At 72.9% G+C, this 13607-nt stretch carries 8 protein-coding genes and 1 pseudogene; 4 read left to right on the plus strand and 5 right to left on the minus strand.

Features of this window, described 5'->3' with window-relative positions; all coding sequences use genetic code 11:
* Positions 1-53 precede the first annotated feature (53 nt).
* Positions 54-3320 carry a phosphodiester glycosidase family protein gene (locus ABD317_RS24675; protein WP_344292109.1) on the minus strand — a complete coding sequence of 1089 codons (3267 nt, stop codon included), beginning with the start codon at positions 3318-3320 and terminating at the stop codon, positions 54-56.
* A 466-nt stretch (positions 3321-3786) separates the two neighbouring features.
* On the minus strand, positions 3787-6765 hold the full coding sequence (gene uvrA / locus ABD317_RS24680) for an excinuclease ABC subunit UvrA (protein WP_344292102.1): 2979 nt from the start codon (positions 6763-6765) through the stop codon (positions 3787-3789).
* A gap of 225 nt (positions 6766-6990) precedes the next feature.
* Here uvrA and ABD317_RS24685 point away from each other — a divergent pair, with 225 nt between their 5' ends.
* Together ABD317_RS24685 and ABD317_RS24690 are read left to right on the plus strand one after the other, a co-directional pair.
* Positions 6991-7680 (plus strand): maleylpyruvate isomerase family mycothiol-dependent enzyme, encoded by a 690-nt coding sequence (locus tag ABD317_RS24685; RefSeq protein ID WP_344292103.1) that lies wholly within the window; start codon positions 6991-6993, stop codon positions 7678-7680.
* 12 nt (positions 7681-7692) lie between these two features.
* Positions 7693-8349, plus strand: coding sequence for an MBL fold metallo-hydrolase (locus ABD317_RS24690; RefSeq protein WP_344292104.1), 657 nt, complete (start codon positions 7693-7695; stop codon positions 8347-8349).
* A 376-nt stretch (positions 8350-8725) separates the two neighbouring features.
* On the opposite strand, the gene ABD317_RS24695 is transcribed toward ABD317_RS24690, so the two are convergent.
* Positions 8726-9103, minus strand: coding sequence for a hypothetical protein (locus ABD317_RS24695; protein ID WP_344292105.1), 378 nt, complete (start codon positions 9101-9103; stop codon positions 8726-8728).
* A 248-nt stretch (positions 9104-9351) separates the two neighbouring features.
* On the opposite strand from ABD317_RS24695, the gene ABD317_RS24700 reads away from it, so the two are divergent.
* Both ABD317_RS24700 and ABD317_RS24705 read left to right on the plus strand, forming a co-directional pair.
* A complete protein-coding gene (locus tag ABD317_RS24700; protein ID WP_344292106.1) occupies positions 9352-10197 on the plus strand; it encodes a PaaX family transcriptional regulator in 846 nt (281 codons plus the stop codon).
* 66 nt (positions 10198-10263) lie between these two features.
* Positions 10264-11202: an extracellular catalytic domain type 1 short-chain-length polyhydroxyalkanoate depolymerase gene (locus ABD317_RS24705; RefSeq protein ID WP_344292107.1), complete on the plus strand. Its 939-nt coding sequence runs from the start codon at positions 10264-10266 to the stop codon at positions 11200-11202.
* A gap of 122 nt (positions 11203-11324) precedes the next feature.
* On the opposite strand, the gene ABD317_RS24710 is transcribed toward ABD317_RS24705, so the two are convergent.
* A complete protein-coding gene (locus ABD317_RS24710; RefSeq protein WP_344292108.1) occupies positions 11325-12326 on the minus strand; it encodes a TerC family protein in 1002 nt (333 codons plus the stop codon).
* 179 nt (positions 12327-12505) lie between these two features.
* Positions 12506-13607, minus strand: a pseudogene (locus tag ABD317_RS24715) (TerD family protein); the annotation flags it as partial.

Raw genomic sequence — 13607 nt, forward strand, 5'->3', positions numbered from 1 at the left:
GCGGGGGGGGGGGGGGGGGGGCCCGCAGGCCCCCGCGACCGCCGCCCGCACCGCTACCGGGTGACCGTCACGCGGTCCCCCCGCGTGACGCCGTTGACCGTCACCGTCAGCGTGACCGTCCCCGGCCGCAGCCCCGTCACCTCGCCGGCGGCCGGGTCGTACGCGGCGATGTCGCGCCGGCCCGCCTCCCGCGGCGGGCCGATGTGCAGCCGGTCCGTACCGGACCAGTCCGCGCTGACCGGCCAGGCGACCGGCACCTGCCGCGCGCCCTGCGCGACCGACGCCGTCGCCGGCGCGGAGCGGCCGGCGCGGACCTCCTCCGGCGCGGTCACCGCCAGCCCGTCGACGTGCGGCCGGGTCTGCACGGAGACCCAGTCGGGCAGCCCGCGGTGCGGCGCGCGCCGGGCCCGGTGCTGCTCGCCCCACGAGACGCGGTCGACGCCGACCAGCGACCAGCCGGAGAACCCGCCCTCGCCGGGCGGGGTGGCCGGGGCCTTCCCGGAGTTGCCGTTGATCAGGTACGGCACGCCGTCGACGCGCTCGGCGTGGAAGGTGCCGACGTGCCCGCCGACAAACGCCGCGCCCTTGCCCGTACGCGCCCGGAAGTCCGCCAGCCAGTCCTCCAGCACCCGCGCCTCCTTGCGGTCGCTGAGCTGGCTGGCGCGCTGCGCCGTCGGGTCGCGCGGCGGGACGTGCTGGACGACGGTCACCGAGCGCACCCACGGGTCCTTCGCCGCCGCCGCCAGCTGCCGCTTCAGCTCGGCGATCTGCGCGTAGCCGCCGCCGCGGAGCGTCAGCGAGGAGGTGTCGAGGGTCAGGAAGCGGGTGCCCTTGTGGTCGAACGTCCGCTGCGCGGGGCCGAACTCGGCGACGAAGTTGCCGATCGAGCCGCCCATCACCTCGTGGTTGCCCGGCACGTAGTACCAGGGCACGGCGTCGCCCAGCTCCTCCTCCAGTATCCGCCGGGCGAACGTCAGGTCCTCGGGCGAACCCTCGTCGACCAGGTCGCCGTTGACGATGAGGAAGTCGGGCCGGGCCGCCCTGATCTCCCGCAGCGTGCGCCGGGTCTGCCGGACGAGGGGGCTGTCCGGCTCGCGGGCGACGAACTGCGCGTCGGACATCACCGCGTACTGCCAGTCCCGGTCCGCCGTCCCGGCGCCGGAGTCGATCAGCGGGTCGCGGTGGGCCGGCGTGCGCGGCAGGTCGACCTCGGGCGGGCTCTGCGCGGTCAGCTCGTCTATGACCACCTCGCTGCTGTACTGGCTGGCCGGCCTGGTCTCCGCCAGGTAGAAGCGGAAGACGGACAGCGGGTACTGGGTGCCCTCCGGCACCTCGAAGACCAGCTGCCTCCAGCCCTGCCAGGTGACGTGATCGCCGCGGAGCACGAGGTTCGCGCCCGCGCCGTCCTTCAGGTGCAGAGACGGCCAGGCGCCCTCGCCGTCGCCTTTGACCCACAGCCCGAAGCTCAGCGGCTGGCCGGGGATGTCGATGCCCTGCGGAGGCGTCACATACGCGGCGCGGGTAGCGGTGGACCGGGAGAAGTCGTAGCTGATCTTCAGGCCGGCGCCCGTGTGGCCCGCGGGCTCCGGGGCGAGCGAGCCGGTGGCGCGGGCGGTGGAGAACGTCCAGTCGGCCGCGTCGTCGAAGTCCGCCAGCGCCGCCTCGGTGAGGCCGACGGTGAGCGCGACGTGCGTGACCTTCCCCTGCACGGTGACCTTGAGCACGTCGGACGCCGTGGGCTCGGCGGTGCGGGCACGGACGGTGAAGCCGCCGCTGCGCGGGTCCGGTTCGACGTCGAAGAGCGCGCGGTCGTAGTCGAGGCGTACGTCGGCGGGGTCGACGGGGGCGCTGGCGCCGTGGGCGTCGCGGCCGACGATGCCGAAGGACGCCTCGTCCCGCGGGTCGGCGAGGCCGACCCGCTCGCCGGTGGGCGTGATCCGCTCCAGCCGGTCGAGGACGGTCAGCTCGATGCTCCCGGACGCGCCGCCGCGGCGGGCGGTGACCTTCGCGGTGCCGCCGCGGCGGGCGGTGAAGGTGCCGTCGCGGTCGACGGTGCCGACGCCGGGCCCGGTGCTGTACCAGTGCGGGCGGCCGGCGGCGGGGCCGTACGTCTCGTCGTAGCCGGCGGCGTCGAGGTCGCGGGTCAGGCCCGGGAAGACGCGCTCGGGGTGTCCGCCGGGCACCGGGTCGACACCGGGCGCGAGCGCGGGGTCGGCGGCGGTGGTGACGCGGAAGTCGCGCAGCTTGCCGCTGCCGCCGGGGGCGGTGAACGCCAGGCCGTTGGGGACCTCCCGCTCCTCGCCGTCGGACGGCGAGTTCTCCACGAACCGCTCGTCGGAGCCGGCCGCGCGGGCGACGAGGGTGGAGGAGCCGCCGCCGTCGAGGTTCAGCGCGTCGTACGCGCCGAGGGCGTCCATCATCCGCGCCAGCTGGGTGAGCGTCACGCCGCCGGCGTCGGCCTGGCGGCCGTCGACGGTCAGCACGTGCATGGTGCCGCCGTCCCGGGAGAAGCCGACCGCGGTGCGGGGGGCGGCGGTGTTGTTCGGCCGGCCCTCCCAGTCCTGCGGCGCGCCGTCCTCGACGAGGACGCCGCGGCCGCCGACCGCGGTACGGGGCACGGGGCTCCCGTCGTCGGTGCGGACGTCGTACTCCACCTGCGCTCGGTCGCCGGGCCGGAGCGCGGCGAGGATCTTGGCGCCGGTGCCGCGGCCGACGAGCACGGTGGTGCCTTCGGCTATCGCGCCCTTCCCGGGCCCGTCGGCCACCTCGGTGACCGTGCCGTCGGCGACGGCGACCTCGGTGACCTCGGTGGCGCCGTCGACGGTCAGGGCCCGGTCGGCGGTGCCCCACCGGGCGTTGTACGCGCCGATGCCGTCGGCGGGCACGTTGGCGGCGTTGTGGCCGCCGAGGGGGTGCTCGCCGTCGGGGAGGGTGAGGGCGCCGTCGAAGTACAGGTCGAGCACGCGGCCCGCCTGGTCGGGGCCGACACCGACGGCCTCGGAGACGCCGGCCGCGGGCGAGTGCGTGACGCGGCCCTCCGCGACGCCGGGGCCGAGCGGCGCGCCGGTCTCGTTGATGTCGAAGAAGTCGGCGTTGATGGCGGCGACGGTGGTGCGGCCGGGGCCGGGGTCGTGCTCGGCGGCCAGTTCGGAGACGGGCGCGCGGTCGGAGACCGCGCCGCCGAGGTAGTCGACGCGGGTGCCGGCGCCCAGGTCGACGCTGAGTGCGTCGGCCTTGAGCCACTTGTCGGTCTCCAGCCGCTCGAAGGACGTCAGCTCCATGCCGGGGGCGACGGGCCGGGAGGTGGAGGCGATGTCCATGCCCTCGCCGGCGGGCACGGAGACGAGGCCGGCCGCGCCGGCGGGGGCGGCGGGCCGCTCCTGGCCGACGGCGACCGCGGGCGCCCCGAGGAGCAACAAGGAAGCCGCCGCTGCCGCGACGGCCCTGGGTCGGAAGGGTTTACTGCGTACTCCCGCTCTGAGCACGTTTTCTCCTTGGAACGACACGGGAACGCACGCTTCTTGCGCACGGCGGGCCACAGCCTGGCAGCGGAAAGTGGTCTACACCAGAGGGCGCGCGCAAACTCCGGCCGAACAATTGCCGCCGCGGGTCCGTCATTTGAGACCGGGTCAGGCAGGTCCGTACCAGGTGGGATGCCGTGTGCCGTGTGTCAGCCTGTCGGCGTGACAGGGCCGTGCGCGGGCACCGCGCGGCGCGGTAGGGGGCGACCGGCGCGCCCCGAGGCGGGCCGGCGGGCGGCGACCGGCCGCCCGCCGGGCCGCCGCGTCAGCCGCGCCGCTTGGCCGCCGTCTTCTTCGCGGCGGTCTTCTTCGCCGCCGCCTTCTTCACGGACCCCTTCGCGGCGGGTGCCTTGGCCGCCTTCTTCGCGGTCACCCGCTTCCGCACCGGAGGTGAGTCGCTCACCCGGTCGCCCAGGATGTCCCGCAGGAACTTCCCGGTGTGGCTGGCCGGCACCGCCGCCACCTCCTCGGGCTGCCCCTCCGCCACCACCAGCCCGCCGCCGCTGCCGCCCTCGGGGCCGAGGTCGACGACCCAGTCGGCGGTCTTGATGACGTCCAGGTTGTGCTCGATGACGATCACCGTGTTGCCCTTGTCGACCAGCCCGGACAGCACTCCGATCAGCTTCTTGATGTCCTCGAAGTGCAGCCCCGTCGTGGGCTCGTCCAGCACGTACACCGTGCGGCCCGTCGAGCGCTTCTGCAGCTCGCTCGACAGCTTCACCCGCTGCGCCTCGCCGCCCGACAGCGTCGGCGCCGGCTGGCCCAGCCGCACGTACCCGAGGCCCACCTCGTTGAGCGTCTTCAGATGGCGCGCGATGGCCGGCACCGCCTCGAAGAAGGCGAGCGCCTCCTCGATCGGCATGTCCAGCACCTCGGCGATGGACTTGCCCTTGTAGTGCACGTCCAGCGTCTCGCGGTTGTACCGCGCGCCGTGGCAGACCTCGCACGGCACGTAGACGTCCGGCAGGAAGTTCATCTCGATTTTGATCGTGCCGTCGCCCGAGCAGTTCTCGCAGCGGCCGCCCTTGACGTTGAAGGAGAACCGGCCCGGCTGGTAGCCGCGGACCTTCGCCTCGGTCGTCTCCGCGAACAGCTTGCGGACGTGGTCGAAGACGCCGGTGTACGTGGCGGGGTTGGAGCGCGGCGTACGGCCGATGGGCGACTGGTCGACGTGCACCACCTTGTCGACGAGGTCGTCCCCGTCGACCCGGGTGTGCCGTCCGGGCACGTTCCGCGCGCCGTTCAGCTCGCGCGCCAGGTGCGTGTACAGGATGTCGTTGACGAGCGTCGACTTCCCCGACCCCGAGACCCCGGTGACCGCCGTGAGCACCCCGAGCGGGAACGCCACGTCGATGTCGTGCAGGTTGTTCTCCCGCGCCCCGCGGACGACGAGCTGCCGCTCGCCGTCGACCGGCCGCCGGATCTCCGGCGTGGGGATCTCCTTCTTCCCCGACAGGTAGTGCCCGGTGACCGACCGGTCGTTGTCCAGCAGCTCCTTCAGCGGGCCGCTGTGCACCACCTCGCCGCCGTGCTCGCCGGCGCCCGGGCCGATGTCGACGACCCAGTCGGCGGTCGTGATGGTGTCCTCGTCGTGCTCGACGACGATCAGCGTGTTCCCCATGTCGCGCAGCCGGACCAGCGTCTCGATCAGCCGGTGGTTGTCCCGCTGGTGCAGCCCGATGGACGGCTCGTCCAGCACGTACAGCACGCCGACGAGGCCGGAGCCGATCTGCGTGGCGAGCCGGATGCGCTGGGCCTCGCCGCCGGAGAGGGTGCCCGCGGCGCGGTTGAGCGACAGGTAGTCCAGGCCCACGTCGACCAGGAAACGCAGCCGCTCGTTGACCTCCTTCAACACCCGCTCGGCGATGGTCTTGTCCCGGTCGGTCAGCTCCATGGCGCCGAGGAAGTCGGCGCAGTCGCTGATCGACATCGCCGAGATGTCGGCGATCGACCGGCCCTGCACCGTGACCGCGAGGACGACCGGCTTCAGCCGGGTCCCGTTGCAGGTCGGGCAGGGGACCTCGCGCATGTACCCCTCGAAGCGCTCGCGGCTGGCGTCGCTCTCCGCCTCCGCGTGCCGCCGCTTGACGAACGGCACGGCTCCCTCGAAGGACGTGGTGTACGACCGCTCGCGCCCGTACCGGTTGCGGTACCGCACCTCGATCTTCGTCCGGTGCCCCTGCAGCAGCGCCTTCTGCGCCCGCTGCGGCAGCCCGGCCCAGGGGATGTCGGTACGGAAGCCGAGGTCGTCGGCGAGCGCGCCGACGAGCCGGGCGAAGTAGTCCCTGGTGTGCCCGTGCGACCAGGGGTGGATGGCGCCGTCGTCCAGCGACTTGTCCGGGTCGGGGACGATCAGCTCCGGGTCGACCTCCATCCGGCTGCCGATGCCCGTGCAGTCGGGGCAGGCGCCGAACGGCGAGTTGAAGGAGAAGGAGCGCGGCTCCAGCTCCTCGAAGGACAGGTCGTCGTACGGGCAGTAGAGGTGCTCGGAGTACATCCGCTCACGGTCCGGGTCGTCCTCGTCCAAATCGACGAAGTCGAGGATGACCATGCCGCCCGAGAGCCCGAGGGCGGTCTCCACCGAGTCGGTCAGCCGGCGCTGGGCGCTCTCCTTGACCGTGAGGCGGTCGACGACCACCTCGATCGTGTGCTTCTCCTGCTTCTTCAGCTTGGGCGGGTCGGTCAGCGTCGACGTCCGCCCGTCGACCCGCGCCCGGCTGTAGCCCTTCGACTGCAGGTCGGAGAAGAGGTCCACGAACTCGCCCTTGCGCTCGCGCACCAGCGGCGAGAGCACCTGGAAGCGGCTGCCCTCCGGCAGCGCGAGCACCTTGTCCACGATCGCCTGCGGCGACTGCCGGGTGATCGGCCGGCCGCACTCCGGGCAGTGCGGGTGGCCGATGCGGGCGAAGAGCAGCCGGAGGTAGTCGTAGACCTCGGTGATCGTGCCGACCGTGGACCGCGGGTTACGCGAGGTGGACTTCTGGTCGATCGAGACGGCCGGCGACAGGCCCTCGATGAAGTCGACATCGGGCTTGTCCATCTGGCCGAGGAACTGCCGGGCGTAGCTGGACAGGGACTCCACGTAGCGGCGCTGGCCCTCGGCGAAGATCGTGTCGAACGCCAGGGACGACTTGCCGGACCCCGAGAGTCCTGTGAAGACGATGAGGGAGTCGCGGGGCAGGTCGAGCGAGACGTTCTTCAGATTGTGCTCGCGAGCGCCACGGACGAGGAGACGGTCGGCCACGCCGGTCGGACCTTTCGTGATGAAGCGGCGGGGACCGTCCGGGCGGGCGGCACCCCTTGTCAAGCGTATGGGGGCGGCCACGGACCTGTCCGCGGCTTTCTCCCATCGAGCCACACGCTAACGTCTGGGTCTGACAACGCCGTCCGGCCCAGCATTCCCACCCACCTGCCTCCGGGGGATCCGATGACAGAAAACGCAGGTCGCACGCACGACCCCGTACGCGACATGGCCACCGTGCGAGCCGCCACCGACGGCCTCCTCGACCGCGCCGCCGGCCTCGGCGCCCTCGGCGACGACGCGGTCCGCGCGCCCAGCGCGCTGCCCGGCTGGACCCGCGGCCACGTGCTCACCCACCTCGCCCGCAACGCGGACGCCCTGGTCAACGTGCTCTCCGGCCGCCCCATGTACGCGAGCGCCGAGGCCCGCGACGCCGACATCGAGGCCGGCGCCGCCCGCCCGCTCGCCGAGCAGCTGGACGACGTGCGCGCGACGGCCGCGCGGCTGGCGGAGACCGCCGCGGGCATCCCGGCGGACGGCTGGTCGGCCCGCTGCGAGCTGCGCGGCGGTGTGACGGACGTCATGGCGCGCATCCCGTTCCGGCGGCTGGTGGAGGTGGAGCTGCACCACGTCGACCTGGACGCGGGCTACACCCTGGACCAGCTCCCGGACGACTTCGTGGCCCGCGAGATCGACTTCCTCACGGCCCGCTTCGCGGGCAACGACGAGGTCCCGCCGCTGTCGCTGTCCACCCCCGCCGGCGAGACCTGGACCACGGGCGCCCGGGAGTCCGCCGGCGGCCCGGTGCGGGTCACCGGCGCCCCGTACGCCCTGATGGGCTGGCTCGCCGGCCGCACCACCGGCACGGGCGTACACGCTCTGGACGGCGCCGTACTGCCGGTCCTGCCTCCGCTCTGAGAAGCTGGGCCCATGTCGTACACGGGCAGGGTCACCGTCGGCGGCGCCGCCGACGTGCACGAGCTGACCGATCTGATGATCTCCAAGGTCGCCGTCGGGCCGATGGACAACAACGCCTACCTGCTGCGCTGCCGCGCCACGGGCGAGCAGCTGCTCATCGACGCCGCGAACGAGCCCCACACCCTGCTCACCCTCGTCGGCCCCGACGGCATCGCCTCCGCCGTGACCACCCACGGCCACGGCGACCACTGGCAGGCCCTGGCCCCGGTGGTCGCGGCCACCGGCGCGCGCACCTACGCGGGCCGCGCGGACGCCCCCGACATCGACGTCCCCACGGACGTCCTCGTGGACGACGGCGACATCCTCACGGTCGGCCGCATCCCCCTCACCGCCCGGCACCTCGTCGGCCACACCCCGGGCTCCATCGCCCTGGTCTACGACGACCCCCACGGCCACCCGCACCTCTTCACCGGCGACTGCCTCTTCCCGGGCGGCGTCGGCAACACCTGGGGCGACCCGGAGCGCTTCGCCTCCCTGCTGCACGACGTGGAGACGAAGATCTTCGCGGAGCTGCCGGACGAGACCTGGGTCTACCCGGGCCACGGCCACGACACCACCCTGGGCGCGGAACGCCCGCACCTGCCGGAGTGGCGGGAACGCGGCTGGTAGCCGAGAAGTCAGTCTCTCCACGCCGGACGGCCCGCACGCGGAAGGACGCTCAGCCTCACGGCGCCCTCAGATGCCCTCACGTGCGCGGAACGGCCCGGGAGCGACTGCACCGGTCTGCCGTGGCCGGAGGGGGCAGCCTGCCGGCCTCGTCCCTCAGCTGGGCGCCCTCGTACAGCATCCGGAGGGCTTCGTCCCGCCTGCCCAGGTGTCCGAGCCCGGCAGCCGCCTGCGGCAGATCCCCCAGCCGCTGGGCGGGGTGAGCCCCGGGGGTGTACGCGGCCGTTGCCGATCTCGTCGGCGAGGTCCACGGCCTCGTCCAGATCGTCGAGGTCATTCGCGATCTTTGCCGACGGCTCCCGTACCCCGGCGCCGCCCCCTACGTGTTCGTGTTCCAGGTGACGTTCTGCCCTTGCACAAGGTTGGTGACCTGGGCATGTCCCCCGACGACGTTGTGGGTCACCTGCGTGGGCGTCAACGCCACCTCGTTCTGCCTCCGCCACTCGGCGAATGCCGCAGCGAACCCCTGGTCCTGAAGTGCTCGGGCATAGATCAGGGCGGAAAGAGACCGGATCTGGCTCTCGTCCCCGGGCTCCAGCGGAAGCGGCGGTCCCTCCGGCTCCTCCGTGTCCCGGCCGAAGGCCCGGCGCACCAAGGAGGCGAGAGAGGCCCAGGCTTGCCGCCCGGCCTCCGACCCGCCGCCCTGGGCAGCCGCCGTCACCGCAGCCTGGACGGTCTCTAAGCTCGTTGGATCCATGGCGGCCCCCGCTTCACCTACGACACGGATACATCCGGCTACCGAGTGTAGGGGGCGGATGCCGCCGAGTCACTCGCTCCGCCAGTTGGCCGCGGAGAACGGTGCGGCGGGAGCGGGTCGGGAGCAGGCCGACGTCGTCGCGCGGGGTGGGCACCCCGGACACTTCCCGGCGACCCGGCGTCCTCGGCGGCGGGCGGAGGTAACCTGTCGCAGCCCCGCGCCGGCGGGAGGGACCGTGGAGGGAGCCGGTGGACGCCTCGGACGACGTCGGGCGGGCCGTGCGCCCCCAGACGCTTCTGCTCGCCCTCTTCGGCGACCAGGTGCTCGGCCGCGGCGTGGCCGTCTCCGCGGGAAGCATCATCGCGGTGCTGAACCGGCTCGGGGTCGGCGAGCACGCCACGCGGGCCGCCGTGACCCGGATGGCCCGCCGTGGCCTCCTGCGGCCGGTACGCAGTGGCCGTCAGGTCTTCTTCGGGCTGGCACCGCGCGGGGTCGCGGTGCTGCGCGACGGCCTGCGCATGCTGGAGGCCGAGATCGTGGACCGGGAGTGGGACGGCCGCTGGACTCTGCTGGCGTTCTCCGTGCCGGAGACGCGGCGCGCCGACCGGCACGCGCTGCGGACCCGGCTGGGATGGGCCGGATTCGCCCCTCTGCGCAGTGGGCTGTGGGTCTCGCCGGGCACGGCGGATGTCTCGCAGGTGCTGTCCGAACTGGACCTGCTCGACCACGTGACGGTCTTCCGGGGCGAGGCGGCGCTGGGGAGCGATCCGGCGAAGATCGCCCGGGAGGCGTGGGACCTGCGGGCGCTCGCCGCGGGCTACCGGGGTTTCCTCGACCGCTGGCCGGGCGGTGCCTTCGGTGAGTGGGACGCGCTGTCGCAGCGCACCCGGATGACGGCGGAGTGGTTGCTGCTGATCCGCCAGGACCCGCGGCTGCCGCCGGCGCTGCTGCCGCCGGAGTGGCCGGGTGTGCGGGCACAGGAGATGTTCCGGACCTTGCAGGCCGAGCTGACCGGTCCCGCGGACGAACTCGCCGCGGCGCGGCTCTCGACCATCGTCGACACAGCGGCACAGCACCCTTCGGCCAATATTTGACACATCATTGACGGTCGTTTCCAAGTTGCCTAACTTGATGCGGGCGGGGCCAGAACAGGAGGCAGCATGACTCGCATCAGAGCCGCACTCGCCGCCATCGGCAGCGGCTTATTGATCGCCCTCGCCGGCATCGCCGTCCCGGCGCCGGCAGCCGCGGCCGAACTCGTCGAGGTAACCAACTTCGGCGACAACCCCGGCAATCTGCGCATGCACATCTACGTTCCGGATTCCACGCCCGCCAGCCCGGCGATCGTCGTCGCCATGCACGGCTGCGGTGGCTCGGGGCCGGGCTTCGCCGGGTCCAGCGAGTTCATCTCGCTCGCCGACCAGCACGGGTTCGTCGTCATCTTCCCGACCGCGACGAAGCAGACGGCGATGGGCAACTGCTTCGACGTGTGGTCACCGGAGTCCAAGACCCACGGCGGCGGCAGCGACCCCGCGTCGGTCGTCTCAATGGTCGGCTACGCGGAGCAGCAGCACGGCGGCGACCCCGGACGGGTCTTCGCCACCGGCAGTTCGTCCGGCGGAATGGAGACGCAAGCCCTGCTCGCCGTCTACCCGGACGTGTTCCAGGCCGGGGCGTCGTTCATGGGCGTTCCCTTCACCTGCTTCGCCAACGAAGCGGATTTCCCGCCCTGGACCAGCCAGTGCGTCAACGGCAGCATGGACAGGACCCCGCAGCAGTGGGGCGACGCGGTCCGCGCCGCGTACCCGGGCTACGCCGGTGACCGCCCCCGGGTCCAGCTCTGGCACGGCACCGCAGACCCCCTCGTGCCGTACCAGCTTCAGGGGGAAGCGGTCGATCAGTGGACCAACGTCTTCGGGCTGAGCCGGACCCCGACCTCGACGGACCAGCCGCAGCCCGGCTGGACGCGCGACCGCTTCGCCGACTCGGGCGGGACCGTGCAGGTCGAGGCCGTCAGCGTCCAAGGCGCCGGCCACAGCCTCCCCATGGGCGGCATGGGCGCCGCGGCCGTGTCGTTCTTCGGCATCGACGGCACCTGACCGCCTGCGGCCGGGGGTGACGGGGGGAGTCGCTGTGCGGACCCGCACAGCGACTCCCCCGGAGGGCACCCTGATGGCGCTCCAGGAGGAGGTGCACCGGGTGAAGCGGCATCCCGTAGCCGTCAGTCGTGGCCCGTGCCGGGGCGGCGGGCCGCTTCTGCCGGGTGCTCCTTCTCCTCCGCGTCGATGCGGCGGGAGGCGCGGAGGCTGGTGATCGTCGTGATCACCAGGACGCCGCCGATGACGCTCAGGGACACCGCCGTGCTGATCTCGGGGACGTGGACCCCGGACTCGTGCAGGGCGTGGAGCACCAGCTTCACGCCGATGAAGCCGAGGATGACCGACAGGCCGTAGGAGAGGTGGACCAGCTTCTTGAGCAGGCCGCCGATCAGGAAGTACAGCTGCCGCAGGCCCATCAGCGCGAAGGCGTTGGCCGTGAAGACGATGTACGGGTCCTGGGTGAGACCGAAGATCGCGGGAATGGAGTCCAGCGCGAAGAGCAGGTCCGTCGTGCCGATGGCCAGCATGACGACCAGCATCGGCGTGATCAGCCGCTTGCCGTTCTCGGTGATGACCAGCTTCGTGCCGTGGTACGTGTCCGTGGCCGCGAAGCGCCGCTCGACGGCCTTGAGCAGCCGGTTCTCCTCCCACTCCCCTTCCTCTTCCTCGTTCCTGGCCTCCTCGATGAGCTTCCAGGCGGTGTAGATGAGGAACGCGCCGAAGATGTAGAAGACCCAGGAGAACGACGCGATCAGCGCGGCGCCCGCGGCGATGAAGGCCGCGCGCATCACCAGCGCGATGAGGACGCCGACCATGAGCACGCGGGCCTGGTACTGCGGGGGGACCGCGAACTTGCCCATGATGAGCACGAAGACGAAGAGGTTGTCGACGCTCAGGGACTTCTCGGTGACGTAGCCGGCGAAGAACTCGCCGGACGCCTGGCCGCCGCCCCAGATCCACAGCCCGATGCCGAAGAGCCCGGCGAGGATGATCCAGATGACCGTCCAGGTGCCGGCTTCCCTCAGCGACACCTCGTGCGGTTTCCGGCCGACGAAGAAGTCGGTGCCGATCAGTGCGCACAGGCCCACGATCGTGAGCACCCACAGGGTCAGCGATACGTCCACTCGTCCTCCGCGGCTGGTCCGGCACTCGACTGTATAGAACGAGCCAATGGAAGGCAAAGTGTAGATCAAATGCCGAGGTCACAAGGGACGCCGCCCGCCCGCGGGCACCACGCGACCGGCCCGCAGGCGCGGTGCCTGCGGGCCGGTGCGGCGTGGGCGGGGTCAGCCGCCGGGGGCGGTCAGCGGCGCAGGGCGCGGCGGGCCGCCGCGACCTGGGCCAGCACCTGTTCCAGCACCCGGCTGCCCCGGGGGGCGCGGGCCGGTTCGTACGTCCAGGCGTGGCCGATCCAGGGGTCGGCCAGGTGGTCGTCCGGGGTGGGGGTGAGGCGCAGCATGCTGCGCCAGAGCGGGTCCAGCAGCGGGCCGTAGCCCTTCGCGTCCTCGCGGTCGGCGACGATCAGCAGGTGCACGCCGACCGAGGGGCCCTCGTCGGCGAGGTACCGCAGCTGGTTGATGGCGCGGTCGTCGAAGCCGTGCGGGAAGTCGTTGACCACGAGGAGCTGCTGCGCCGGGTCGAGGTCCGGGGGCAGCGCGTCGGCGGCGCCGCTGCGCAGGGCCATCTGCACCAGGTCGATGCGCTCGGTCAGCCGGGTGAGGGTGTCGGTGACGGCCGCGGCGCCCTTCGGCGGCGGCTCGGCGAGGACGCCGGAGTGGAGCAGCGGGGTGAGCGCCGCGGTGGCGGTACCGCCCGGGTCGATGAAGTGGACGTTGAACTCGCCCGCCGGGTGTACCGACAGCAGCCGTGCGGCGTGCGCCACGGCGGTGTCGAGCGCCAGCGCGCGCCGCTCCGCGGAGTCCGGGAAGGCGCGCCCCGGGTCGGCGTCGAGCGCGCCCGGGCCGAGCGGGGACGCGCCGCTGTCCACCCACAGGCCGCGCTCCAGCGGCAGCCGTACGAGCAGCGGAATGCGCAGCTCCGTGTGCTCGGGGAGGTGGAGGTCGCCCAGGCGCAGGGCCATCGGGGCGTCCTCGGGCACCTCGTACTCGTGCCACACCGGGCTGGCCCAGGAGGCGTAGGCGGGCGGCAGCGCGGGCTCGACGACCCCGGCCTCGGCGACGAGCTGCCCGAGGTCGCGGTCGAGGACCTCGCGCGCCCGGTCGACCAGGGTGGAGTGGCGGGCGAGCACCTCGGCGCGCGCCGAGTCGGCGACGGAGCCCATGCGGGCGCGCGGGTCGGCGAGGAGCTGGTCCAGCTCGCGGTCCATCCGGGAGTCGGCGAAGTCGACGGCGCTGCGGTACGCGGCGACGGTGCGGGCCAGGTCCTCGAACATGGCCCAGACCTGG

Origin of the sequence: Streptomyces synnematoformans (assembly GCF_039531005.1) — a bacterium.
Lineage (GTDB): Bacteria > Actinomycetota > Actinomycetes > Streptomycetales > Streptomycetaceae > Streptomyces > Streptomyces synnematoformans.